The 25,848-nt window shown below is 72.1% G+C and carries 17 protein-coding genes; 8 read left to right on the top strand and 9 right to left on the bottom strand.

Annotated elements, in window-relative coordinates:
• Nucleotides 1-258: 258 nt before the first annotated feature.
• The 7 genes from F4556_RS09795 to F4556_RS09765 form a co-directional block, all read right to left on the bottom strand.
• Entirely contained in the window at nt 259-1,278 is a 1,020-nt protein-coding gene (locus F4556_RS09795) for an N-acetylglucosamine kinase (protein WP_184913454.1), read from the bottom strand.
• Nucleotides 1,279-1,332: 54 nt separating this feature from the next.
• Nucleotides 1,333-2,613 (bottom strand): 6-phospho-beta-glucosidase, encoded by a 1,281-nt coding sequence (locus F4556_RS09790; protein ID WP_184924462.1) that lies wholly within the window; start codon nt 2,611-2,613, stop codon nt 1,333-1,335.
• An 8-nt stretch (nt 2,614-2,621) separates the two neighbouring features.
• On the bottom strand, nt 2,622-3,506 hold the full coding sequence (locus F4556_RS09785) for a carbohydrate ABC transporter permease (protein ID WP_184913452.1): 885 nt from the start codon (nt 3,504-3,506) through the stop codon (nt 2,622-2,624).
• Nucleotides 3,507-3,509: 3 nt separating this feature from the next.
• A complete protein-coding gene (locus F4556_RS09780; RefSeq protein ID WP_184913450.1) occupies nt 3,510-4,469 on the bottom strand; it encodes a carbohydrate ABC transporter permease in 960 nt (319 codons plus the stop codon).
• Between the two features lie 7 nt (nt 4,470-4,476).
• Complete coding sequence (locus tag F4556_RS09775) at nt 4,477-5,823, bottom strand: ABC transporter substrate-binding protein (RefSeq protein ID WP_184913448.1); 1,347 nt, start codon at nt 5,821-5,823, stop codon at nt 4,477-4,479.
• 92 nt (nt 5,824-5,915) lie between these two features.
• Complete coding sequence (locus tag F4556_RS09770; RefSeq protein WP_376775676.1) at nt 5,916-7,103, bottom strand: ROK family transcriptional regulator; 1,188 nt, start codon at nt 7,101-7,103, stop codon at nt 5,916-5,918.
• 211 nt (nt 7,104-7,314) lie between these two features.
• A complete protein-coding gene (locus tag F4556_RS09765) occupies nt 7,315-8,439 on the bottom strand; it encodes a mechanosensitive ion channel family protein (protein ID WP_184913446.1) in 1,125 nt (374 codons plus the stop codon).
• A gap of 338 nt (nt 8,440-8,777) precedes the next feature.
• On the opposite strand from F4556_RS09765, the gene F4556_RS09760 reads away from it, so the two are divergent.
• On the top strand, nt 8,778-9,383 hold the full coding sequence (locus tag F4556_RS09760; RefSeq protein ID WP_313068227.1) for an HNH endonuclease: 606 nt from the start codon (nt 8,778-8,780) through the stop codon (nt 9,381-9,383).
• Nucleotides 9,384-9,596: 213 nt separating this feature from the next.
• Here F4556_RS09760 and F4556_RS09755 read toward each other — a convergent pair whose 3' ends face one another.
• On the bottom strand, nt 9,597-13,367 hold the full coding sequence (locus tag F4556_RS09755) for a beta-N-acetylglucosaminidase domain-containing protein (RefSeq protein WP_313068226.1): 3,771 nt from the start codon (nt 13,365-13,367) through the stop codon (nt 9,597-9,599).
• A gap of 263 nt (nt 13,368-13,630) precedes the next feature.
• Here F4556_RS09755 and malQ point away from each other — a divergent pair, with 263 nt between their 5' ends.
• Nucleotides 13,631-15,739, top strand: coding sequence for a 4-alpha-glucanotransferase (gene malQ / locus F4556_RS09750; RefSeq protein ID WP_184913445.1), 2,109 nt, complete (start codon nt 13,631-13,633; stop codon nt 15,737-15,739).
• Between the two features lie 21 nt (nt 15,740-15,760).
• Nucleotides 15,761-15,988 carry a hypothetical protein gene (locus tag F4556_RS09745; protein ID WP_184913443.1) on the top strand — a complete coding sequence of 76 codons (228 nt, stop codon included), beginning with the start codon at nt 15,761-15,763 and terminating at the stop codon, nt 15,986-15,988.
• 150 nt (nt 15,989-16,138) lie between these two features.
• Here the strand turns inward: F4556_RS09745 and pepN are convergent, their stop codons facing one another.
• Nucleotides 16,139-18,730: an aminopeptidase N gene (gene pepN / locus F4556_RS09740; protein WP_184913440.1), complete on the bottom strand. Its 2,592-nt coding sequence runs from the start codon at nt 18,728-18,730 to the stop codon at nt 16,139-16,141.
• A 293-nt stretch (nt 18,731-19,023) separates the two neighbouring features.
• Between pepN and rok7B7 the strand changes: the two genes are divergently transcribed.
• From rok7B7 to dxs, 5 genes are all read left to right on the top strand, one after another.
• Entirely contained in the window at nt 19,024-20,211 is a 1,188-nt protein-coding gene (rok7B7, locus tag F4556_RS09735) for an ROK family transcriptional regulator (RefSeq protein WP_184924456.1), read from the top strand.
• 198 nt (nt 20,212-20,409) lie between these two features.
• A complete protein-coding gene (locus F4556_RS09730) occupies nt 20,410-21,504 on the top strand; it encodes a sugar ABC transporter substrate-binding protein (RefSeq protein WP_184913438.1) in 1,095 nt (364 codons plus the stop codon).
• Between the two features lie 163 nt (nt 21,505-21,667).
• On the top strand, nt 21,668-22,456 hold the full coding sequence (locus F4556_RS09725) for an ATP-binding cassette domain-containing protein (RefSeq protein ID WP_184913436.1): 789 nt from the start codon (nt 21,668-21,670) through the stop codon (nt 22,454-22,456).
• Entirely contained in the window at nt 22,453-23,709 is a 1,257-nt protein-coding gene (locus F4556_RS09720) for a sugar ABC transporter permease (RefSeq protein WP_376775675.1), read from the top strand. The genes F4556_RS09725 and F4556_RS09720 overlap by 4 nt, the downstream gene beginning before the upstream one ends.
• A gap of 226 nt (nt 23,710-23,935) precedes the next feature.
• Entirely contained in the window at nt 23,936-25,825 is a 1,890-nt protein-coding gene (gene dxs / locus F4556_RS09715; RefSeq protein ID WP_184913435.1) for a 1-deoxy-D-xylulose-5-phosphate synthase, read from the top strand.
• Nucleotides 25,826-25,848: the final 23 nt, after the last annotated feature.

Here is a 25,848-nt window from a genome sequence, read left to right as displayed (position 1 = left end):
AGAACAGATGCAGCTCATGCGCACTGACCAGCCGCTTGAAACGCGGACACGCAGTCCGCTCGACCGAAGTCATCCCCACGCCCCGCAAGATCCGGCAGCCAACGACGTTCCAGGCACCCGCGCCGCATCGCGCCACTCGAGATCATGCCGCGAGGCGGAAGGCCCGTAGCCACGACAGCCCACCGGGCCTCCAGGCCGTGGTTCTCCAACTCCTTGCCGATGCGTCGCAGTTCCCCGAGCCCCCGGACCGTAAATGGCTCAGCGGAGCGCTCCCACCGGCGCCGCGGAAGCGTAGGCGGCCCGCAGCCGCCGCTGCGCGACGGGGTCGCCGCCGAGCTGGTCGAGGCCGAGCAGGGCGGCGCCGAGCACGGGCGGTGCCACCACGACCCGCGCCTCGGCCAACGGCGCCGCTGCGGCGAGCCGCGCCGTGACGTTGTCGAGCAGCAGCGGCTGCCGCGAGGCCAGCACCCCGCCGCCGAGCACCACCGGGACGGCCTCCCCGAGCAGGTCGAGCCGTCCGAGCGCGACCACCGCGAGCCGGACGATCTCGTCCGCCTGACGGTCGATCAGCGCGAGCGCCGTCTCGTCCCCGGCCTCGGCGGCGGCGAACAGCACGGGCACCAGCTCGTGCAGCCGGGTCCCGGACACCCGTCCGAGGTGGATCTCCTCGGCCAGTGAGGTGGCGGACGGCAGTCCGAAGTGCGCCGCGATCGCGACGGAGAGCGCGGTCGGGCCGCCCCGGCCGTCCTCGGCCCGGACGGCGTGCCACATCGCGGCGCCGGCCAGTCCGGAGCCGCCGCCCCAGTCGCCGCTGAGCTTGCCGAGGGCGAGGAAGCGGGCGGTGCGGCCGTCGGGCAGCAGGCCGGCGCAGTTGATGCCGGCGCCGCAGACCACCGCGACGCCGCGCGGGCCGTCGGTGCCGGCCCGCAGCAGGCCGAAGGTGTCGTTGGCCACGGCGTTGCCGACGCCCCAGCCGCGGTCGGTGAGGGCGGCCAGCAGGGCGGCCTCCTCGACCGGCAGGTCGGCGTTGGCCAGGCAGGCGCTGACGTGCGAGACCAGCGGGCCGGCGGCCGGGTCGAGTCCGGCCTGGGCGGCCACCGAGGCGACCAGCGGCGCCAGTTCGCCGATCGCCGCCTCGGCGCCGACGGTCTGCGGCTGGAAGCCGCCGCCCCTGGCGTGGCCGAGCACGGTGCCGTCCGCGCCGACCAGCGCGACGTCGGTCTTGCTGTTCCCGGCGTCGATGGCGAGGACGCCCGGGAGTTGTTCAAGCTGCTGCATCAGGTCCCCGCTCGTACGTACCCCGGCCGTCCCGGCCGGGCATGGACAGAAAGCTCACGCCCACGGCAGGTGAGCCCGGTTGTGCGCGAGCAGACGGTCCGTCAGCTGGTCGGCGAGTTCGATCTGCCCGACCAGCGGGTGGGCCAGCAGGGCGTCGAAGACCCGGTCCCGGCCGCCCAGGAGGGCTGCCTCCAGGGCGAGTTGCTCGTACGCGGTGACCCCGGCGATCAGGCCGGCGTACAGCGGCTCGACCGGCCGCTGCGGCAGCGGGCGGACCCCGTTCGCGTCCACCTCGGCGGGCACCTCGATGACCGCGTCGTCGGGCAGGAAGGGCAGCACGCCGTCGTTGCGGGTGTTGACCACCTGCACGCTGGTGCCGCCGTCGGTGCCGAGCAGCGAGGCGATCAGCTGGACGGCGGCCTCGGAGTAGAAGGCGCCGCCGCGCTGGCCGAGCAGCTCCGGCTTGGTGTCCAGGGTGGGGTCGGCGTACATCCCCAGCAGTTCGGCCTCGATCGCCGAGACCTTGGCGGCCCGGGAGCCCTGGACCTTCAACTCCTCGACCACGGCGTCGTGCTGGTAGAAGTAGCGCAGGTAGTAGGAGGGCACCACGCCGAGCCGCTGGATCACCGGCAGCGGCAGGTGCAGGTCGTCGGCGATCTCCTTGCCGAAGCCGGCCAGCAGCTCCGGCAGCACCTCGCGCCCCGAGACGGCGTCCGGTGCATCCAGCAGGGTGACTCCGCGCTCCCAGGTCAGGTGGTTCAGCCCGACGTGGTCCAGGCGGACCAACTCCGGTGCCACGCCCAGGTGGGCGGCGAACTTGCGCTGGAAGCCGATCGCCACGTTGCACAGGCCGACGGCCTTGTGGCCGGCGGTCTGCAGTGCCCGGGTGACGATGCCGACCGGGTTGGTGAAGTCGACGATCCAGGCGTCCGGGTTGGCCCGGCGGACCTGCTCGGCGATGTCCAGCACCACCGGGACGGTGCGCAGCGCCTTGGCCAGCCCGCCCGCGCCGGTGGTCTCCTGGCCGACGCAGCCGCACTCCAGCGGCCAGGTCTCGTCCTGGTTGCGCGCGGCCTGCCCGCCGACCCGGAGCTGGAGCAGCACCGCGTCCGCGCCCTGTACCCCGGCGCTCACGTCGGTCGTGGTGGTGACCGTCGCGCCGTGGCCCTGCTTGGCGAAGATCCGCCGGGCCAGCCCGCCGATCAGCTCCAGCCGCTCGGCGGCCGGGTCGATCAGCACCAGCTCGCCGATCGGCAGTGTGTCGCGGAGCCGGGCGAAGCCGTCGATCAGCTCGGGTGTGTAGGTGGAACCGCCGCCGACGATTGCCAACTTCAGTGCGGACATCAGCCCTTGACCCCTGTCAGTGTCACGCCTTCGATGAAGGCCTTCTGTGCGAAGAAGAACAGAACGATCACCGGTGCCATCACCAGCAGCGTGGCCGCCATGGTGAGGTTCCAGTTGGTGTGGTGCGAGGCCTTGAACGAGGCCAGGCCGTAACTCAGCGTCCAGGCGCCCTGGTTCTCGCTGGCGTAGATCTGCGGGCCGAAGTAGTCGTTCCAGCAGTAGAAGAACTGGAACAGCGCGACGGCCGCGATGGCCGGCTTGGCCATCGGCACTACCACCTTGAGCAGGGTGCGGAACTCGCCACAGCCGTCGATCCGGGCCGCCTCGATGTACTCCTTGGGCACGGTCAGCAGGAACTGCCGGAGCAGGAAGATCGAGAACGCGTCACCGAAGGCCATCGGGATGATCAACGGCCAGAGGGTGCCGGTCAGATGGAGCTGCTTGGCCCAGAACAGGTACATCGGGATGATGATCACCTGGGGCGGCAGCATCATCATCGAGATCACCGCCATCAGCGCCAGATTCCGGCCGCGGAAGCGGAACTTGGCCAGCGCGTAGGCGACCGGCAGGCTGGAGAGCACGGTCAGTACGGTGCCCAGGCCCGCGTACAGCAGGGTGTTGCGCCACCAGCTGAGGAAGCCCTCGGTGTGCCAGACCTCGATGAAGTTGCTCCACTGCCAGGAGCGCGGCCACAGGTCGGAGGTGATCGCCTGACGGTCGCTCATCACTGCGGTGAGGAAGACGAAGACGAACGGCAGCACGAAGAACAGCGCGGCCGCGATCGCCAGCGAGTGGACGGCGACCCAGTGCAGCGCGGCCCGGCGGCGGGCCACCCGGACGGCGGCGTCCTTGCGGGTCAGCGGAAGGGAGATGGTTGCGGTCATGGATCAGTCCTCACTCGCCAGCAGACCCGACTTCCGGCGCAGCAGCAGCGACGTGAAGGCCATCGAGATCACGAACAGGATCAGCGCGATCACGCAGGCCGAGCCGGTGTCGAAGCGCTGGAAACCGAGGTTGTAGACCATCTGCGGCAGGGTCCAGGTGGAGCCGTTCGGGTAGCCGGGCTCGAACTGCTGGCCGGAGCCGCCGATCACGCCGCTGGCCACCTTCCCGGCCACGATCGCCTGGGTGTAGTACTGCATGGTCTGGATCACGCCGGTGACCACCGCGAACAGCACGATCGGCGAGATGTTCGGCATGGTGACGAACCGGAACTTCTGCCAGGGCCCGGCCCCGTCCAGCTCGGCCGCCTCGTACTGCTCCCGGGGGACGTCCAGCAGGGCGGCCATGAAGATCACCATCAGGTCGCCGATGCCCCACATCGCCAGCATGGTGAGGGCCGGCTTCGACCAGTCGGGGTCGTTGAACCAGCCCGGCGTCGGCAGCCCGAGGTCGCCGAGGAACGCGTTGACCGGCCCGGTGCCCGGGTTGAGCAGGAAGGCGAAGGCGATCGTGGCGGCCACCGGCGGGGCCAGGTAGGGCAGGTAGAACAGGGTGCGGAAGATCCCGGCCCCGGTCTTCACCTTGGTGATCAGCAGACCGATGCCGAGCCCGAAGGCGACCCGCAGGGTGACCATCACGACCACCAGCCACAGGGTGTTGCGCAGGCCCTGCCAGAACGACGGGTAGTCGTTGAAGACGTAGCTCCAGTTCTGCAGACCGTTGAAGGTCGGCGCACTGAAGCCGTCGTACTTCATGAACGAGAAGTAGACCGTGGAGATCAGCGGGTAGGCGAAGAAGACCGAGAAGCCGATCAGCCAGGGCGACAGGAAAGCGAAGGTACGGAGCGCCTCCCGGCGGCGCTTGCGCTTCAGCGCCGCCGGGACGGGGATGCCGACAAGTGCCATGGCGACGTCACTTGGCCTGGTTGACGGCCGCGTCGATCTCCTTGGCCGTGGCGGCGAGCCCGGCCTTGAGGTCGGTCTGCTTGCCGGACTCGTAGTCGAAGCCGAGGTTCTGCAGGCTCACCTGGTACGCGCCGCCGTTCAGGCTGGCGGGGGTGGTGCCGGAGTTCGGGTTCTTGGCGATGTCGATGAAGGTCCGGAAGTTCGGATCGGGGGTCAGCTTCGGCGAGTTGAGCGCCTCGAAGGTGCTCGGCACGTTGTGGATCGCGTTCGCGAAGCTCACCACGGCGTCCGTGTTGGTGGTCAGGTACTTCACCAACTCCCAGGCGGCGGTCTGCTTCTGGCTGCCCCGGGCGATGCCGATGATGGTGCCGGTCTGGTAGCCCCGGCCGTACGTGGCGGCCTGGTCGTCCGGCACCGGGAACGGCGCGGTGGCCCACTCGAAGGGCAGCTTCTCCTCGGCCAGCGCGGCGGTCCGCCACTCGCCGTCCATCGCCATCGCCACCTGGCCGGTGTGGAACGGGTTCTTGGCGCTGAACTCGTCGCCGAAGCCGGTCCGGTACTTCTCCAGCTTCTCGAAGCCGCCGAGCTTGCCGACCAGGCTCTTCTGCCAGTCCAGCAGCGCGGCGACCTTGGGGTCGGCGGCGATGGTGGACTTGCCCTCGCCGTCGAAGTAGCTCGGGCCGTACTGGCCGAGCAGGTGCGCGATGCTGGTCTCGTAGCCGTGGTAGTTCGGCATGAAGCCGAGCTGCTTGAAGCCGTCGCCCTCGGCCACGGTCAGCTTGGCGACCGCCGCCTCGAACTCGCTGAAGGTCTTCGGCGGCGCGGTGATCCCGGCGGCGGCGAAGGCGGTCTTGTTGTAGTACAGGCCGTACGCGTCGCCGAGCAGCGGCAGCGAGCACTGGTTGCCCTGGAACTGGCTGTACTTGAGCATCGCGGCGGGGAAGGTCTTGGCCGGGTCGATGCCGTCCTTCTTCAGGAACGGGTTCAGGTCGGCCCAGACCTTGGCCGAACAGAACTTGCCGACGTTGTCGGTGGTGAACGAGGAGACCACGTCCGGTGCGTCCGCGCCGCCGGCCCGCAGCGCCTGCTCGCTCTTCTCGTCCTCGATGTGCGGGACGATCTTCACGTGGATGTTCGGGTGCGCCTTCTGGAAGGCGGCCACGTTGTCCTCGATGGCCTTGGTCTCGCTGTCCTGGCTCCAGCCGTGCCAGAAGGTGATGGTCACGTCCTTGCCGGCGGCCGAATCGTCCTGGCCACCGGTGGAGTTGGTGCCGGTGCAGGCGGTGGCGAGCAGGGCCAGAACGGCGCTGCCGGTGACGGCGGCGAGCAGGCGGGACGGTCTGCGGGAAAGCATCGGAGGGTCCTCCTGGGACGGTGCGGGCAGGCGGAATCGCACGGGCGGTGAGCGGGCGACGAGGTGACGGTGGATCATGACGGCAGCCGGGGTCAGTGGGTGGAGAACACCGACTCGCGGGCCGAGGCGAGGGCGCGCTGCAGGGCGCCGTGCAGGACGGGGGAGCCGGGGACGGTGCTGCTGCGGACCTCGGGCCGGGGGATCGAGATCCGCGCCAGCGCGTCCTGGACCAGTGCGCGCAGGCGGTCGCCGCCGGCCGTGACGGTGCCGCCGGAGAGCACCACCAGCTCCGGGTCGACCACGGCGACGATCGAGGCCAGGCCGACCGCGAGCCGCTCGGCCAGCTCGTCCAGGAACTCGTCGCCGGCGCCCGGGGTCTCCAGCGCGCGGGCCACGGCGGCCTCGGTGCTGCCACCGCCGAGGCCGTGCTGCCGGGCCAGCAGCAGCACCGCCTCGGCACCGGCCAGCTCCTGGAAGCCGCCGGAGTTCTTGCGCCGGACGTTGTACACCACCGGGGCGCCGGGCACCGGCATGTAGCCGACCTCGCCCGCACCGCCGGTGAAACCGCGGTGCAGCCGTCCGGCCAGCACGATCGCGGCGCCGAGGCCCTCCTCGGCCCAGAGCATGACGAAGTCCTCGCAGCCCTGCGCCGCGCCGAACGCCTGCTCGGCCACGGCGGCCAGGTTGACGTCGTTCTCGATGGTGACCGGCGCGCCGAGCGCGGTCTCCAGCTCGGCCAGCAGCTTCGGCGAGTGCCAGCCGGGCAGGTGCGAGGCGTACCGCAGCTTGCCGCTGACCGGGTCGAGCGCACCGGGCACCCCGACCACGATCCCGTGCAGGTCGCCCGGCGTCAGCCCGGCCTCCCGGACGGTCCCGGCGAGCGCCTCGGCGGTCCGCCGTACGGTCTCGGCGGCGGGCCAGCCCTTGGTCGGGGTGAGGCTCTCGGCCAGCGTGTTGCCGGTGATGTCGGCGACGGCGGTGCGGATGTGAGTGGTCGTCACGTCCAGCCCGGCCACGTACCCGGCGGCCGGGTTGACCTGGTACAGCTGCGCGTTCGGCCCGGGGCCGCCGGCCGTGGTGCCGACCGGCAGGACCAGCCCGGCGCTCTCCAGCCGGCCGAGCAGCTGGGAGGCGGTGGGCTTGGAGAGGCCGGTCAGGCTGCCGATCTGGGTCCGGGAGAGCGGGCCGTGGGCGAGCAGCAGCTCGAGCGCCGCCCGGTCGTTGATCGCCCGGAGCAGGCTCGGAGTACCGGCGATGGGGGTGCGGGTGTTGTCGGTCACAGCCCAGATCCTCCCCTCTCGCCACCCGGACGTGCCGGCCGGGGTGGCGCTCTCGTGAATAGTTAGGAAACTTTCCAATCGCTGAGAAGGACGGTAGGGCGCGGGGTGCGAGGGTGTCAATGGGACCCCCTCGGGAGGATGCCGAAGCGTTACGTGCGGACAGCGCGGAACCCCGCCCCAGCGCCTGGGACGGGGTTCTCTGCCGAGCCCGCTACTCGCCCGGCTGGACCGGGATGGGCTTGGCGATCTGCGAGGCTGGGGAGCCCGGATCGGCCAGCGCCGAGGGCGCGGCACCGGCTGCCTCGGCCGCCGGCGCCGCCACCGTGACCGCGGCCGGCGCGTCCTCCTTGAGCTTCACGCCCGCCTCGTCGAAGGCGGCCTTCAGCCGCTGCCGCAGCGTCCGCGCGACCAGCAGCGCCTTGCCCGGCGAGGTACGGGCCTCGACCCGCAGCACCACCGAGTCGAAGGCCACCGACTCCACCCCGAGCACCTTGACCTGACCCCAGATCAGCTCGTCGTACGGGGTCTCCTTGGCCAGCTGCGCCGCGGTCTCCTTGATCAGCTCCTCGACCCGGAGCAGGTCCTCCTTGTAGCCGACCTGGACGTCCACCGAGGCGGTCGCCCAGCCCTGGCTCATGTTGGCGATCCGCTTCACCTCGCCGTTGCGGATGTACCAGATCTCGCCGTTCGCCCCGCGCAGCTTGGTCACCCGCAGGCCGACCTCCAGCACCGTGCCGGTCGCCACCCCGGTGTCGATCTCGTCGCCGACGCCGTACTGGTCCTCCATGATCATGAAGACCCCGGACAGGAAGTCCGTCACCAGGTTCCGCGCGCCGAAACCGATCGCCACACCGGCCACACCGGCGCTCGCCAGCAGCGGAGCCAGGTTCACCCCCAGGGCGGAGAGCACCATCAGCCCGGCGGTCCCCAGAATGGTGAACGAGGTGACGCTGCGCAGTACCGAACCTATCGCCGCCGACCGCTGCTGCCGCCGCTCGGTGTTCACCACCCCGCTGTTCGCCAGCAGCCCGCCGAGCCGGCCGAGCTCGGCCTCGCTCTCCGGGGGCCGGACCATCCGGGCTATGAACTTGCTGATCAGCTTCTGCAGCACCGCCCGCAGCACCAGCGCGAGCACCACGATCAGCATGATCCGCAGACCGTTCTCCAGCCAGCCCTGCCAACTGTTGCTCAGCCAACCCGCCGCCTGTCTGGTCGCCTCGGCGGCCTCGGCGGGCGAGGTCGGCAACTTGGACAGCGGATCGTCGGACGGCCCGGACGAAGGGGACGGCGAGGACGAGGCGTCGGCGAGGAGGCCGAAAGCGCCGGAGCTGGACACGAGCGGAGTCCTTCCTGCTGGGGGACCACTGACCGCCTGCGGGCCACTGATCAGGACGAACTGCCACCCTAGCGGCCGCGCACCACCCGGACGGACGACCCGTCAGCCCCCCGGAATGGGCCGAAGGGGCCGGTTACCAGCGTCGAATGGTGCAGGTCGGCCACCCACGGGGCATATCGGATATGACGGAACCCACATCAGGTCCGTTTCGCAGGATTGGTGGCGCCCTACAACGGCGTAAGGCGACACTGGTGGAGATCGTGTCGGGCATACACCCCACGCGCTCACCCGCTCGTCCCGGCGCGAGCCACGCGCCGCAGGCGTCCAAGGAGGCCTCCGTGCCGCATGTCCTGGTCCTCAACGCGTCGTACGAACCACTCGGTGTCGTCTCGATGCGCCGCGCTCTCATCCTGGTCCTCAACCACAAGGCGGTCAGCCTGGAGGATTCCGGAATCACTCTGCACAGCGCCACCAGCGCCGTCTCGGCGCCGTCCGTCGTCCGGCTCACCCGCTTCGTCCGGGTCCCCTTCTGCGGACCCGTCCCGCTCACCCGCCGCGCCCTGTTCGCTCGCGACCAGGGCCGTTGCGTCTACTGCGGGGCCGCCGCAACCAGCGTCGACCACGTCATCCCGCGCAGTAGGGGCGGCCAGCACCGCTGGGACAACGTGGTGGCGGCCTGCCGCCGCTGCAACCACACCAAGGCCGACCGCCATCTCGCCGACCTCGGCTGGCGGATGAAACGTCCGCCCGCCCCGCCCAGCGGCCTCGCCTGGCGGATCATCGGCACCGGCATCAAGGACCCGCGCTGGCGGCCCTACCTGGAGCCGTACGGCGCGACCGAACAGTTCCGCGAGTACGAACACCACGACCATACCGACCACGGCGCCTTCCCGGCCCCGCACGGCCGGACCCACCGCGGCGAGCCCGAACCGCTCTCCGCCTGACAGACAGGGCCTGCCAGCCAATACCTCGGTACGCCTCATGGGCCGCCGCCGCCACCTCCTTCGGGGGAGCGCCGGCGGCCCGCCGTTTTCGCAGGCGCTCAGCCATGCACCACCAGGGGCTCGGGGAACTGCGACGCCGACCTCGAAAAAGGTGATCCGTACGTAGCCGGTCAGGCACTTTCGCAGTGAGGTGCGAGCGAGCGCCCTGCCTACCTAACCCGCGACCCCGTAGACCTCGATCCCCGAGAGCGAGTAGCCGTACGGCGTCGCCCGGGTGACGCCCTGGACCCGGAGGTACTGGGCGTCGGGCGCGTCGAAGCGGATCGTCTCGGTGCCACCCCGCCCGTCCTCGACCGTGGCCGCGGTGGTCCAGTGCACCCCGTCGGGGGAGGTCTCGAGCCGGTAGGCGGAGGCGTAGGCGGGCTGCCAGGAGAGCACCGCCGAGCCCAGCCGGCCGGCGGCCGGCAGTCGCAGCTGGACCCAGGCGTCGTCCTTCGCCGGTGCGGTCCAGCGGGTCTTCGGGTCCCGGTCGTTCACGGCCCCGGCGGGCGTCTTGGCGGAGTCGTCGCCGGAGGAGGAGGCGACCGCGCCGGGGGCCAGGTCGGGGCCGGCCGTCGGCGGGACCACCCGTACCTGGAGCACCTGGCGGACCGTCACCCCGCCCGCCGTGAAGCTGACCGGCACCTGGTACGTGCCGGTGGGCGTCTCGGCCGTCGCGGTGACCTGGAGCGGGGCGCCGACCCGGCCGCCGCGCGGCACCGCCAGAGCGGGTATCGGAGCGACCGTCAGACCCTTGGCCACCAGCGGGACCTCGGCCTTCAGCTCACCGGTGATGACATCGGGCCGGCCGGACTCGACCACGGCCCTGGTCTGCGCCGGAATGGTGGCCGCGGTGATCACGTCCAGCACGGGCGAGGCCAGGCTGAGCCGGGCGGCGGGGGTGTCGGCGTACCAGGGGATGATCTGGTTCACCACCGGCGGCTCGCCGCCCGCGGCCCAGCGCAGCCGGATCGCGCCGACCGGGCGGCCCTGCGCGGGCAGTTCGTTCCAGCCGGGGCGGACGGCGCCGATCGCCGCCCAGCTGCCGTCGGCCTGCTGGATCTCCACGGTGCCGGTCGCCCGGACGGTCGGGTCGGTGAGGACGGTGACCCGGTCCAGCGGCCGGGGTGCGCCGAGTTCGACGGTGAGGGGGGTGTCGTTGCCGCCGGGGGCGCTGGCGGCCCGGTAGGCGGTGTCGGGGTTGCCGTCCAGTACGGCGGCGGCCGAGGAGCCGGGGGCGGCGACCGGGCCGCCGGTCACGGTGGCCGGGGTCTCGCCGGGGGCCGTGATGCTGAACTCGCGGACCGCGACGGCCGTCTTCTGGCCGGCGGTGGCGCGCAGCCGGACGGCCTTGGCCACCACGCCGGCGGGCGCCGTCGCGGTGATGTCCTGCCGGCCGCGGACCTTGGCCAGCTCCTTCCAGCCGCCCTCGCCGGTGGTGTACTCCAGGACGCCTTCGTGCAGGAAGTCGCCGGCCGCGCTGCGGGCGTCCGGGCCGTCGCCCCAACTGCCCATCAGCACCGTCACGGTGCCGAGTGCGCGGCCGGGGCCGAGGTCGAGGCCGATCGCGTCGCCGGGCTGCGGCGGGGCCGAGGTCCAGTAGAAGGTGTCGGCGGCGTCGTCGGTCATCAGCGCGGGCCGGTGGTCGTGCGCGGTGCCGAGCGTGGTGGTCGCGCCGATCGCCCCGGCCCGGACGCCGGACCAGCTGTCGGCGGCCTTCGCGGCCCGGTCCAGGAACGGGTCCAGCACACCGGCACCGACCACCGCGCCGCCCTGGGCCAGCTGGTCGCGCTCGCTGCGCAGGGTGACCCGGTGCTGCCAGGCGGCCGTGCCGTCACCGCCGCGCTGGGCCAGCAGCATGTCGACCGCCGCGACCCCGGCCCGGCCGTAGCCGGCCAGCTGGGCGAGCCACGGGTCGGCCTCCGCGCCGAGCGCCTCGGTGGCCAGCGCCTGCCGGGCCCCCGCCATGGTGGCGAAGGCGTCCCGCAGCGGGGCGGCGGCCTCGGTCAGCCGGGCCGGGTCGGGGGTGCTGCCGCCGGTGGGCTCCAGGGCGGCCCAGAACCGTTCGGCGAGCGGGGCCAGATAGCCGGACTCGGCCCGGGCCAGCGGCGAGGAGGAGCTGTTGCCCGCCAGCGCGGTGACCGCGGCCAGGCCGGTGTCCGTCCCGGCCAGCGGGCGCAGCGCGGCCCGCCAGGACTCGGCGGGCTGGTAGCCGGCCGGGTTCCAGGCGAAGTCCGCAGCGGTGGCCAGCGGGATCCGGGAGAGCACCGGCTGGGCCATCGCGGCGGTCACCAGCGCGGCCGAACCGGTGGCCAGCTCGGGGTCGCGGCCCTGGTAGGCGCCGAGGTAGAGCCGGTCGGGCGCGGAGTCGTTGACGGGGTAGCTGTCCAGGGTGACCAGCGGGTGCCCGGCTGCCTTGGCCGCCTCGGCGACCTGACTGCCCGTGATCTTCGCCGGGATCACCGACCCGCCGCTCCAGGCCACCTGGACGTCCTTCGGCAGCCCGGCGGCCAGCACGGTCCGGTACGGCGAGGCGGCCGCCTTCTGATAGTCCGTCGGCACCACGGTGAGCGGGAGCTTGCCCTTGGTCAGCCGCTCCCTGACCTTGCCGGCCAGGGCGGCCTGCGCCTTGGCGGCCGCCTCGGGTCCTGTGCCGAAGCTGCGGCGGTCGGTGGAGCAGTGCCACTCGTCGTAGCTGACGTCCAGGAACTCCAGCTGGAACGCCTCGAAGCCGAGCTTGCGCAGCCCGTCCAGCTTGCCCAGCAGCGCGTCCAGGTCCTTGCCTGAGCTGTAGCAGAACGACTGCCCCGGCGAGATCGAGTACCCGAGCGTGACGTGGTTCTGCCGGGCCCGGTCGGCCAGTTCGCGCAGCTCGGCGGCCTGGGCGGCAGGGTAGGCGTCGCGCCAGCGGGAGAGCCGGTACGGGTCGCCGCCGGGGGCGTAGAGGTAGAAGTTCTGCTTGGTCCGGCCGAGGAAGTCGAGCTGGGCCAGCCGCTGTTCGGCGCTCCAGGGCGTGCCCTGGAAGGACTCGGCGATGCCCCGGACGGCCGCGCCGCTCGGCCAGTCCCGGACCAGCACGCCCGGGAAGCCGAGCGCGCCGGGGCCCTGCCCCTGGCCCGGCTGGACGGGGGCGAGCAGCTGTCGCAGGCTCTGCGCGGCGTTGAACGTCCCGGCGGCGTCCACCCCGGCCAGCACCACCGCGCCGTACGTGCCGCCGGTGGTCGGCAGCTGACCGGCCGCCAGCAGGTAGCCCCCGGCGGGCAGGCCCTCGAACGAGAGCTGCTGGCCGCCCGCCGCCGCGAGGCCGCGCAGCGCCCGGTCGATCGCCCCGCCGGCCGCCTCCCTGGGCCCCCCGACGTACACGGTCAGGCTGCCCGGAGCGGGCTCGGCGGGCAGGTCGGGCAGTGGGGTGACGGTGGTCGCCCCGGCCGTCCCGAGCAGCTCCCGGACGGCGTCCAGGGCCGGTCCGTCGGCCTGGTCGGCGCTCACCAGGTTCACCGTGGGCGGCACGCTGACGGGTCGTCCGACCGCGGTCAGCTGCTGCGGCCTCGGGTACACCCGCGGGTCGGCCAGCGTGCCGAGCGGCGTCCGGGGCGCACTGCTGACGGGCCGTCCGACCGGCGTCTCGGCGTACGCGGTGCCCGGGATCCCGACCATCAGGCCGCCGACCACGGCGGCGGCCGAGAGCGTCGCGGCCAGCTGCAGGGTGGCCCGCCGGCGTCCCCGGCGGCGCTCGGCCCGGACCGAGGCGAGCAGCGGTTCGGTCCCCTTGAGATCCGCGATCAGCCGGTCCGCCACCTTGGGCGCCAGCTGACGCGCCGTCCGCGCCGTGGCCCGGCGGGCCGCCAGCGCGGCCGGGTGCCAGAGCACCTCACGGAGGGCCGCGCTCTGCTCGATCTGCTGCCGCAGCCGCCGACCGGCGGCCGCCGAAACCCGAGCCTGCACAGGACCCTCCTCAACCTGAAAAACGTCCGGTCCAAGCCCCCGGCGGACAGCCCATCAGCAAGCCGTGCAGGTGTCAACGCCCATGCGCGGATTGCCTGCTATGCCCCAAATGACCGGCTGTCCGCACCGTCACCCCGCACCCTTTGCGGTGTCCTGACCGTCCATTCGGGTGACTCCGCCGTGTGGGTGCCGGGGTCGGGTGGGGTGGGCGCGGGTAGGACTGGGGGGTCCCGTACGGCTTCACTGACCGCAGGAGCCCAAGAGTGGCCGCATACCTCGACCGTGCAACCGGCAGTCCGCAGGCTCCCGCCGAGGATCCGCCGCCCTCTCCCGAGCTGGTGGCGCTGGCGCACGCGCACGGGGTGGACAGTACGTACGACCCGGGCTCGGGGCCGGTGCAGGTGGCGCCGCACACGCTGGTGGCGGTGCTGGCCACGCTTGGGGTGGACGCGGGGAGTCCGGCGGCGGTGCGGGACGCGATGGAGCGGCACCGGGCCGAGCAGGCGGCCCGGCTGCTGCCGCCGTGCATCGTGGTGCGGGCCGGGCGGCGGACGGCGCTGGACGTCCCGGCCGGGGCCCGGCTCGACGTGGAGCTGGAGGACGGCGGCACCTGGGGCCTGCCGGCGGGCCGGTCGCACTGGCTGCCCGCTGACCTCCCGCTCGGCCGGCACCGCCTGACGGTCCGTACGGGCGACCGCGCCGAGTCGACCCCGCTGATCGTCGCGCCGCAGCGGCTGCCGGAGATCGAGCAGCGCTCCTGGGGCTTCCTGGCCCAGCTCTACTCGGTGCTCTCGGAGCGCTCCTGGGGGATGGGCGACCTCGGTGACCTGGCCGAGCTGGCGCAGTGGGCCGGGCACGGGCTCGGGGCGGGCTTCCTGCAGATCAACCCGCTGCACGCGGCACTGCCGGGTGCGCCCTCCGACCCCTCGCCGTACCGGCCCTCCTCCCGCCGGTTCGCCGACCCGGTGCACCTGCGGATCGAGGCGGTGCCCGAGTACCCGTACGCCGATCTGGGGGAACTCCCCGAGCGCGGACGCAGGTTGAGCCAGGAGGTGCTGGCCCACGACGGGCTGGTGGACCGGGACGCGGTCCGCGCGGTGAAGCTGGAGGCGCTGGAGATCCTGCACCGGGTGGCGCGCGGCCCCGGCCGGGAGGCGGCGTACCGGGCGTTCGTCGAGCGGGAGGGCCGCTGGCTGGAGCAGTACGCGGTCTGGTCCGCGCTGGCCGAGCGGCACGGCGACAACTGGCGGCACTGGCCCAAGGGCCTGCGCCACCCGGACAGCCCGCACGTCACCAAGGCGGCCCAGGACCTGGCCGACCGGGTGGAGTTCCACCGCTGGCTGGCCTGGCTGACGGACCAGCAGCTCGGAGCCGCCCAGCAGGCGGCGAAGGACGCCGGGATGCCGGTCGGCCTGATCCACGACCTGGCGGTCGGCGCGCACCCGGACGGCGCGGACGCCTGGGTGCTCCAGGAGGTGCTGGCCGAGGGCATCTCGGTGGGCGCCCCGCCGGACGCCTTCAACGCGCACGGCCAGGACTGGGGCCTGCCGCCCTGGCGCCCGGACGCGCTGGCCGCCGCCGGCTACGCCCCGTACGCGGAGCTGCTGCGGGCCGCGCTGCGGCACACCGGGGCGCTCCGGATCGACCACGTGATGGGCCTGTTCCGGCTCTGGTGGGTGCCGGCCGGGCTCCCGCCGACCCAGGGCGCGTACGTCCGCTACGACGCGGAGGCGATGCTCGGGGTGCTGGCGCTGGAGGCGCACCGGGCCGGCGGGTACGTGATCGGCGAGGACCTGGGCACGGTGGAGCCGGGTGTGCGGGAGGAGCTGACGGCGCGTGGGGTGCTCGGCACCTCGGTGCTCTGGTTCGAGCGGGACTGGCGGGCGGACGCCGCGATCCTCCCGCCGGAGCGCTGGCGGGCCGCCTGCCTGGCCACCCTGACCACCCACGACCTGCCGAGCACCGCGGCCCGGCTCTCCGGCGAGCACGTCGAGCTGCGGCACCGGCTCGGCCTGCTGGCCCGCCCGCTGGCCGAGGAGCAGGCCGAGGCGGCCGCCGAACTCGCCGACTGGCGGACCGAACTGACCCGGGCCGGGCTGCTGCCCGAGGGCGCCGAGCTGACCGCCGAGGCGCTGTACGCCTTCCTGCTGGCCACCCCCGCCGAGCTGGTCGGGGTCTGGCTGCCCGACACGGTCGGCGACCCGCGCCCGCAGAACCTGCCGGGCACCTGGGACCAGTACCCCAACTGGCGCCTGCCGGTGGCCGACCGGACCGGACGCCCGGTCACCCTGGAGGCGCTCGCGGCGGCGGAGGGGACCAGGCGGCTGAGCACCGTGCTCGGAAGGCGGACCCCGGGGAGCGGCGAGCGGTAGGCGGCCGGTACCTTGGGAAACGTGGACAAGAGGAACGCTTTGCGAGTCGGCGCGGTCTCCGCGGTGGCGACGCTGATGATGCTGATGACGTCGCCCGCGGCCCTGGCGGCCACCCGGGACGACGGCGACGACCCGGGCAAGGGCCTGAGCACGGTCGACACCCTGGCCCTGTTCGTGGCGGCCCCGCTGGTGCTGTTCGCGATCATCGCCGCCCTGGTCATGCTGCCCGCGCTGGGCAAGAAGAAGTAGCCGAACGCACCTGAGCACCGTCGGACCGTCAGGTCCGGCGGTGCTCAGTGCTGTTCCGGCCACCACCGGCGTCACCGGGGACACCCTGACGAACGCCCGAGGGGGCGCCGAACCGCACGCGGTTCGGCGCCCCCTCCGGGTGACGGTGCGTCAGTGGCCGAGCTCCCGGGCGCCGGCCGCCCGGTCCGCGGCCTGGGCCCGGATCGCGCGCTCGACGGCCGCGCGGGCCTCGACCACCATCCGGCGCAGCGCCGGGGCGGGCTCGGCCGAGGCCAGCCAGGCGTCGGTGGTGTCCAGGGTGGCCTGTCCGACCTGGCGGGCCGGGTAGAGGCCGACCACGATCTGCTGCGAGATCTCGTGGCTGCGGGTCTCGTAGATGCCCTTGATCGCGGCGAAGTACTTCGCCGTGTACGGGGCGAGCAGCTCCTGCTGGTCGGGCTGACCGAAGCCGCTGATCACGGCCTCCTGGACGTAGTTGGTCAGCTCGTCCGACTCCACCACGGAGGCCCAGGCCGCGGCCTTGGCCTCGGCGGTCGGCCGGGACGCGCGGCAGGCGGCCGCGTGCTCCTGGCCGGCCGCGGTGTTGTCCCGCGCCAGCTCGGCGTCGATCGCCTCGGCGTCGGCACGCCCGGTGGCGGCCAGCCGGGCGAGCAGCACCCAGCGCAGCTCGGTGTCGACGGCCAGGCCCTCGATCACCTCGCTGCCGTCCAGCAGACCGGCCAGCAGCGCGAGCTGACCCTCCGTCCGGGCGGCGGCGGCCAGCGTGCGGGCCCAGGCCAGCTGGTGGTCGCTGCCGGGGGCGGCGGCGCGCAGCCGCTCCTCGGCGGCGGTGGACCAGCGCAGCAGGCCCTGCTCGCGCCAGGCCGGGTCGGTGTACACGTCGAGCGCCAGCTTGACCTGCCGCTGGACCGACTGGACCACGCCGATCTCGCTCTCCTGGGCCAGGCCGGAGAGCGCCAGCGCCAGGTAGTCGCGGGTGGCCAGCTCGCCGTCGCGGGTCATGTCCCAGGCGGAGGCCCAGCAGAGCGCGCGCGGGAGCGAGGCGGTGAAGCCGCCGAGGTGCTCGGTGACCACGGCCAGCGAGGCCTCGTCCAGGCGGACCTTGGCGTACGACAGGTCGTCGTCGTTGAGCAGCAGCACGGCGGGGCGCTGACGGCCGGTCAGCTGCGGCACCGGGGTCTCGGCGCCGTCCACGTCCAGCTCGATCCGCTCGGTGCGGACCAGCTGACCGTCCTTCAGGTCGTAGCAGCCGATGGCGATCCGGTGCGGCCGGAGCACGGCCTCGCCCTTGGCGCCGGCGGGCAGCGCGGGGGCCTCCTGGAGCACCGAGAAGGCGGCGACGGTGCCGTCCTCGGCCAGCGTGACCGAGGGGCGCAGCACGTTGATGCCGGCCGTCTCGAGCCAGGCCTTCGACCAGGTCTTGAGGTCGCGGCCGCTGGTCTCCTCCAGCGCGCCGAGCAGGTCGCTCAGCCGGGTGTTGCCCCAGGCGTGCGCCTTGAAGTAGGCCTGCACGCCCTTGAAGAACTCGTCCTGGCCGACGTACGCCACCAGCTGCTTGAGCACCGAGGCGCCCTTGGCGTAGGTGATGCCGTCGAAGTTGACCATGACGTCCTCGAGATCGTTGATCTCGGCCATGATCGGGTGGGTGGACGGCAGCTGGTCCTGCCGGTACGCCCAGGTCTTCATCTCGTTGGCGAAGGTGGTCCAGGAGTCCGGCCACTTGGAGCCGGGCGCCTCGGCCAGGCAGACCGCCTCGGCGTAGGTGGCGAACGACTCGTTCAGCCAGAGGTCGTTCCACCACTCCATGGTGACCAGGTTGCCGAACCACATGTGGGCCAGCTCGTGCAGGATGGTGGCGGCCCGCGACTCGTACGCGGCGTCGGTCACCTTGGACCGGAACACGTACTGGTCCCGGAAGGTCACGGCGCCCGCGTTCTCCATCGCCCCGGCGTTGAACTCCGGCACGAAGAGCTGGTCGTACTTCTCGAACGGGTAGGCGCAGTCGAACTTCTCCTGGAAGAAGTCGAAGCCCTGCCGGGTGATGTCGAAGATCGCGTCGGCGTCCAGGAACTCGCGCAGCGACGGACGGCAGTAGACACCGAGCGGGACGACCTGCTCGCCGCTGCGGTACTCGTCGAAGACGCCGACGTACGGTCCGGCGATCAGCGCGGTGATGTAGGTGGAGATCCGGCCGGTCGGGGTGAACCGCCAGACCTGGGTGTCCCCGTCGCCGACCGGGGCCGGGGTGGGGGAGTTGGAGACCACGACCCAGCCCTTGGGGGCGGTCACCGTGAAGGTGAAGGCGGCCTTCAGGTCGGGCTGCTCGAAGGAGGCGAACACCCGGCGGGCGTCGGGCACCTCGAACTGCGTGTAGAGGTAGGTCTCGCCGTCGACCGGGTCGACGAAGCGGTGCAGGCCCTCGCCGGTGTTGGTGTACGCGCAGTCGGCGACGACCTTCAGCTCGTTCTCGGCGGCCAGGTCCGGCAGCGCGATCCGGCTGTCGGCGAAGCTGTCGAGCGGCAGCGCCACGCCGTTCAGCACCAGCTCGGACACGCTCGGCGCGACCAGGTCGATGAAGCTCGCGCTGCCCGGAGCGGTGGCAGCGAACCGGACCACCGTGGTGGAACGGAAGGTGCCGCCGTCGCGGGCCGAGCTCAGATCGAGCTCGATGTCGTACGACTCCACGTGCAGGAGCGCGGCCCGGGTTCGGGCCTCCTCACGGGTCAAGTTGGTGCCAGGCACTCGCAGGACTCCTTCGTCAGGCATGGATGCCTGGCATCCTCCCACGCGACGGGTCCGCAGCGTCCAGGGCATATCAGGTGTGCCGCCCCGGTGCCCGCCGATTCCTTGCGGATGGTCCGGCAACGATCCGTGTTCGATCACCGTTCAGCACCGGTTGGCCCTTGACGCGGGCGCGGCCGGAGTGCCGACCATAGAGTTCAGAAGTTGAAGGTGAACATTTGGGCACCGCCGCAACGGCGCGGCTGGGGCGGGGACGGTCGAGTACCCGTGCCCAGGAAGGGTGAATCATGTCGATGGACACACCGGGATCGCAGTCCTCGCTGCACCGGGCAAATCTCGAACGGGTGTTGCGCGCGGTCCGGATGGCGGGCTCGCTGACCCAGGCGGAGATCGCCCGGTCCACCGGGCTCTCCGCGGCCACGGTGTCCAACATCGTCCGGGAGCTGAAGGAGAGCGGCACCGTCGTGGTGGCCGACACCTCCTCGGGCGGCCGTCGGGCGCGTTCGGTCTCGCTCAGCGGGGACGCCGGGATCGTGGTCGGGGTCGACTTCGGCCACACCCACCTGCGGGTGGCGGTGGGCAACCTGGCGCACCGGGTGCTCGCCGAGGAGAGCGAGCCGATCGACGTGGACGTCTCGGCCAAGCAGGGCTTCGACCGCGCCGAGGCGCTGGTCGCCCGGCTGCTGGCGCAGGCCGGGTTCAAGCCGGACAAGGTGGTCGGGGTCGGCCTCGGCGTGCCGGGCCCGATCGACCAGGAGACCGGCGCGCTCGGCTCCACCGCGATCCTGCCGGGCTGGACGGGCATCGCGCCCGGCCGGGAGCTCTCGCAGCGGCTCGGCATGGACGTGCACGTCGACAACGACGCCAACCTCGGCGCGCTCGGCGAGCTGGTCTGGGGCGCGGGCCGCGGGCTGACCGACCTGGCGTACATCAAGGTGGCGAGCGGCGTCGGCGCCGGCCTGGTGATCAACGGCCAGATCTACCGCGGCCCCGGCGGTACGGCCGGCGAGATCGGCCACATCACGCTGGACGAGGCGGGGCCGGTCTGCCGCTGCGGCAACCGGGGCTGCCTGGAGACCTTCGTCGGCTCCCGCTACCTGCTCAATCTCTTGAACGCCAACCACCCGGGGGAGCTCACCCTGACCAAGGTGGTGCAGCTGGCCCAGCAGGGTGACCTGGGCTGCCGCCGGGTGATCGCGGACGCGGGCCGCCAGATCGGCAGCGGAGTGGCCACCCTGTGCAACCTGCTGAACCCCCGTCGGGTGATCCTCGGCGGAGACCTCGCCGAGGCCGGTGACCTGGTGCTTTCCCCGATCCGGGACTCGGTGGCGCGGTACGCCATCCCGTCCGCGGCGCGGCAGCTCTCGATCGTCCCGGGCACGCTGGGTGGCCGGGCCGAGGTGCTCGGGGCGCTCGCCCTGGTGATGAGTGAGATGGGTGAATCCGGCGCAATCCGGCAGACCTCGGCGGTCGGTGCCTGACACCGGAAATCGCTCTCCCGCGTCCGGAAAAGACGAAGCCGAGGCCGTTTGGTCTCGGCTTCGCCTTCAGGAAGATAACGAAAGGGTTCGGATCGGCGTCCAGCTGGTTTTACTTATTGACGACAAGCGAGCCCCGAGGGTTGACTCCACCTCACCTCGCCGCAACGTTGCGGCTCCGTCAGGGAGGCACCCCCCACCATGAATGCAATGATGCGTCGCGCAGTCATCGGTACCGCTGCGGTCACCATGGCCATCTCGATGGCCGCCTGTGGCAAGGCCGGTGACGACAAGAAGGACAGCGCCGCGTCCGGTGACACCAAGTCGATCGGCCTGCTGCTCCCGGAGAACGCCTCGTCCACCCGGTACGAGTCCTTCGACAAGCCGTTCATCGAGGCCAAGGTCAAGGCACTGTGCGGTGACTGCAACGTCAAGTACAGCAACGCCGAGGGCTCCGCGTCGAAGCAGAAGCAGCAGTTCGACACCCTGATCGCGCAGGGCGTCAAGGTGATCATCCTGGACGCCTTCGACGCGACCTCGACCGCGTCCTGGGTCAAGGAGGCGGCTGCCAAGGGTGTCAAGGTCGTCGCGTACGACCGCCTGGCCACCGGCCCGGTCTCCGCGTACGTCTCCTTCGACAACGAGAAGGTCGGCGAGCTCCAGGGCGAGGCGCTGGTCACCGCGCTGGGCGCCAAGGCCGCCGACGCCAACGTGGTCATGATCAACGGTGACGAGGCCGACCCGAACGCCGCGTACTTCAAGTCCGGCGCGAAGAAGGCCCTCGAGGGCAAGGTCAAGAAGGTCGTCTACGAGGCCTCCGGTGAGTGGAAGCCCACCGTGGCCGGCCAGAAGATCGGCACCGCGATCACCAGCCTGGGCAAGGACGGCTTCCAGGCCGTCTACTCCGCCAACGACGGCATGGCCGCGGCGATCATCACCCAGCTGAAGGCCGCCGGGATCAACGTCCCGGTCGGTGGCCAGGACGCCGGCGTGGACGCCATCCAGCGCATCGTCGCGGGCGACCAGGCGTACACCATCTACAAGGCGTACAAGCCGCTCGCCGACTCGGCCGCCGAGCTCGCGGTCAACCTGCTCCAGAACAAGGACATCAAGTCCGTCGCCTCGGCGACCGTGGACAGCCCGACCGACAAGGGCATCCCGGCCAAGCTGCTGTCCCCGAAGGTCGTCACCAAGGCGAACATCCAGGACACCGTGATCGCCGACGGCCTCTACAAGGCCGCCGACATCTGCACCGCCGACTACGCCGCCGCCTGCACCGCGGCCGGCCTGAAGTAACCCCGGCACGGGCCGGCGCTCCTGACGGAGCGTCGGCCCCCGCGGCGTGTTTCCAGACCGCCGCGCCCCCTCATCGTTTCTCGTACTACCCCTTCGCGCCCGGGTCGGCGCGCGGCAGGCCGTGTCACCCCTCGTCAGGAGCCGGTGGCACGGAATGAAGGAGATGGTTCACGTGACAGGCGCACCCGTACTGGCGTTGCGCGGAGTCTCCAAGCGCTTCGGTGCCGTCCAGGCGCTCACCGACGTCCACTTGGAGGTCCACGCCGGAGAGGTGGTCGCCCTGGTCGGCGACAACGGCGCCGGCAAGTCGACGCTGGTGAAGACCATCGCCGGCGTCCACCCGATCGACGAGGGTTCGATCGAGTGGGAGGGCCGCGAGGTCCGGATCAACCGCCCGCAGGACGCCCAGGGCCTGGGCGTCGCGACGGTCTACCAGGACCTCGCGCTCTGCGACAACCTCGACGTGGTCGGCAACCTCTTCCTCGGCCGCGAGCTGAAGAAGTACGGCGCGCTCGACGAGGTCGCGATGGAGAAGCGCGCCAAGGAGCTGCTCGACACCCTGTCGATCCGCATCCCCAGCGTCCGGATCCCGATCGCCGCGCTCTCCGGCGGCCAGCGCCAGGTGGTCGCGATCGCCCGCGCCCTGGTCGGCGACCCGAAGATCGTCATCCTGGACGAGCCCACCGCCGCGCTCGGCGTGGAGCAGACCGCCCAGGTCCTCGACCTGGTCGAGCGGCTCCGCGAGCGGGGCCTCGGGGTCATCCTGATCAGCCACAACATGGCGGACGTCAAGGCCGTCGCGGACACCGTCGCGGTGCTCCGCCTGGGCCGCAACAACGGGTCCTTCCCGGTGGCCGGCACCACCCACGAAGAGATCATCTCCGCCATCACCGGAGCCACCGAGAACGCCGTGACCCGGCGTCAGGCACGCATCGCGGAGGAAGCGAAGTGAGCACCAACCAGACCACCGAGGCGCCCGCGCCCGCGATCGACCCCCGCCTGATGGTCCGTGAGGAGGGCTTCGCCGGCTACCTCGGCGAGTTCAAGCGGAAGATGAAGACCGGCGAACTGGGCTCCGTCCCGGTCGTGCTCGGCCTGATCCTGATCGCGGCCATCTTCCAGGGCCTGACCGGCGACTTCCTGAACGCCGACAACCTCACCAACATCACGCTCTGGATCGCGGGCCCCGGCCTGATCGCGGTCGGCATCGTGTTCGTCCTGCTGCTCGGTGAGATCGACCTCTCGCTCGGCTCGATCGCCGGCGTCTCCGCGGCCATCGCCGGTGTGCTGTCGGCCCGCTCCGGCGTCAACGAGTGGCTGTCGATCCTGATCGCGCTGGCCGCCGGTGTCGCGATGGGCGCCCTGCACGGCTTCTTCTTCGCCAAGATCGGCGTGCCGGCCTTCGTGGTCACGCTGGCCGGTCTGCTGGCCTGGAGCGGTCTGCAGCAGTTCGTGCTCGGGGACAAGGGCACCGCCAACGTGCTCAACGACGGCGTGATCGCCGACCTCGACCACTACTTCGTCGGCGACGGCGACATCGCGGTCACCTGGATCTTCGCGCTGGCCGGGGTCGGCCTCTTCCTGGCCGGTCAGCTGCTGGACCGCCGCCGCCGTACGGCCGCCGGGCTGCCTGCCCGCCCGGTCAGCGAGATCGCCCTGCGCACCGGCGTGATCGGCTTGATCGCGGTCGCCGCCGCGTCCACCCTGAACCAGAGCCAGGGCCTGCCGCTGCCGCTGGTGATCTTCCTCGGCATCGTGGTGATCACCGACTTCGTGCTCCGCCGCACCTCCTACGGCCGGCAGATCTTCGCGGTCGGCGGTGGCATCGAGGCCGCCCGCCGGGCCGGCATCAACGTGGCCTGGGTGCGGATCTCGGTCTTCATGATCTCGGCCGGCATGGCCGCGCTCGGCGGGCTGTTCATCATGAGCCAGCAGGGTTCCGCCGACAAGGCGCTCGGCAGTGGCAACGTGCTGATGAACTCGATCGCCGCGGCCGTCATCGGCGGCACCAGCCTGTTCGGCGGCCGGGGCAAGACCTGGTCGGCGCTGCTCGGCATCCTGGTGATCCAGTCCATCATCACCGGCCTCGACCTGGTGCACGTCAACCAGTCGATCCAGTACATGATCACCGGCGCGGTGCTGCTCGCCGCCGTGGTGCTCGACTCGGTCTCCCGCCGGACCCAGAAGTCGTCCGGGCGAGGTTGACCTCTTCCGCCCATGTGAGGCTCGGCACTCGAACCAATCGGGTGCCGAGCCTCGTCATGTCGGTCAACACCGGTCAACCCCAGGCGCGCTGCGCGGTGTCCGGCAGGCGGACATTAGACTCGGGCAGTCGAGCCCGCCCGACCGACGGCCGGTGCGGTTCGACTCCAGGGGCAGCGAGGCCCGCCAGGCCGTCCGCGGCCCGAGAACTTTGAACGAGGAGGAACGGGTGGCGCTGCTGACCCGCATTCGGGGACCGCGTGATCTCGACCGGCTCACCCCGGCGCAGCTGGCCGCGCTGGCCGAGGAGATCCGTACCTTCCTGGTCGAGGAGGTCTCCAAGACGGGCGGCCACCTCGGGCCGAACCTGGGCGTGGTCGAGCTGACCATCGCGCTGCACCGGGTCTTCGACTCCCCGCGCGACCGGATCCTCTTCGACACCGGCCACCAGAGCTACGTGCACAAGCTGCTCACCGGCCGGCAGGACTTCTCGCAGCTGCGGATGAAGGGCGGCCTGTCCGGCTACCCGTCCCGCGCCGAGTCCGAGCACGACGTGATCGAGAACTCGCACGCCTCGACCGTGCTCGGCTACGCGGACGGCCTGGCCAAGGCCAACCAGCTGCAGGGCCACCACGACCGTCCGGTGGTCGCGGTGATCGGCGACGGCGCGCTGACCGGCGGGATGGCCTGGGAGGCGCTGAACAACATCGCCGACGCCAAGGACCGCCCGCTGGTGATCGTGGTGAACGACAACGAGCGTTCCTACTCGCCCACCATCGGCGGCCTGGCCAACCACCTCGCCACGCTGCGCACCACCCAGGGCTACGAGCGCTTCCTGTCCTGGGGCAAGGACGCGCTGCAGCGCACTCCCGTGGTCGGCCAGCAGCTGTTCGAGACCCTGCACGGCGCCAAGAAGGGTCTGAAGGACTTCATCGCGCCGCAGGGCATGTTCGAGGACCTCGGCCTGAAGTACATCGGCCCGATCGACGGCCACGACCTGACCGCGCTGGAGTCCGCCCTCACCAAGGCGCGCGGCTTCGGCGGCCCGGTGATCGTGCACTGCCTGACCGAGAAGGGCCGCGGCTACCACGCCGCCGAGAACAACGACGAGGACCGCTTCCACGCGGTCGGCGTGATCCACCCGGAGACCGGCCTGCCGATCAAGACCTCGGGCAAGGACTGGACCTCGGTCTTCGCCGAGGAGATGGTCGCCCTCGGCCGGGAGCGCAAGGACATCGTCGGCATCACCGCCGCGATGCTGCACCCGGTCGGCCTGGCCCCGTTCGCCAAGGCCTTCCCGGAGCGGACCTTCGACGTCGGCATCGCCGAGCAGCACGCCGTCACCAGCGCGGCCGGCCTGGCCACCAACGGCCTGCACCCGGTCTTCGCGGTCTACGCGACCTTCCTGAACCGGGCCTTCGACCAGGTCCTGATGGACGTCGCGCTGCACAAGCTGGGCGTCACCTTCGTGCTCGACCGCGCGGGCGTCACCGGAACTGACGGTGCGTCGCACAACGGCATGTGGGACATGTCGATCCTTCAGGTCGTCCCCGGGCTGCGGCTGGCCGCCCCGCGCGACGCCGACCAGCTCCGCGCCCAGCTGCGCGAGGCGGTCGAGGTGGACGACGCCCCGACCGTGGTCCGCTACTCCAAGGGCACCGTCGGTCCCGCCGTCCCGGCGGTCGGCCGGATCGGTGGGATGGACGTGCTGCGGGCCGCACCCGAGGGCGAGGGCGAGGTGCTGATCGTCTCGGTCGGCGCGATGGCCCCGATGTGCCTGGAGGTGGCCGACCTGCTGGCCGCCCAGGGCATCACCGCCACCGTGGTCGACCCGCGCTGGGTCAAGCCGGTCGACCCGGCGCTGCCCGGCCTGGCCGCCGAGCACCGGGTGGTCGTCACGGTCGAGGACAACGGCCGCGCGGGCGGCGTCGGCTCGGCGGTCTCCCAGGCCCTGCGGGACGCCGGGGTGGACCTGCCGCTGCGCGACTTCGGCATCCCCCAGCAGTTCCTGGACCACGCCACCCGGGACCAGATCCTGAACGAGATCGGTCTCACCGCCCCGGCCGTCGCCGAGCAGGTCGCCAAGCTGGTGGCCCGGACGGCCGCGGCCCGGGTCTGATCCCCGGTCACACCGCAGGGGCG

The sequence above is a fragment of the Kitasatospora gansuensis genome (assembly GCF_014203705.1).
GTDB lineage: Bacteria > Actinomycetota > Actinomycetes > Streptomycetales > Streptomycetaceae > Kitasatospora > Kitasatospora gansuensis.
The sequence above is the reverse complement of the archived record's forward strand: the minus strand, read 5'-3'. Positions and strand labels throughout refer to the sequence as shown.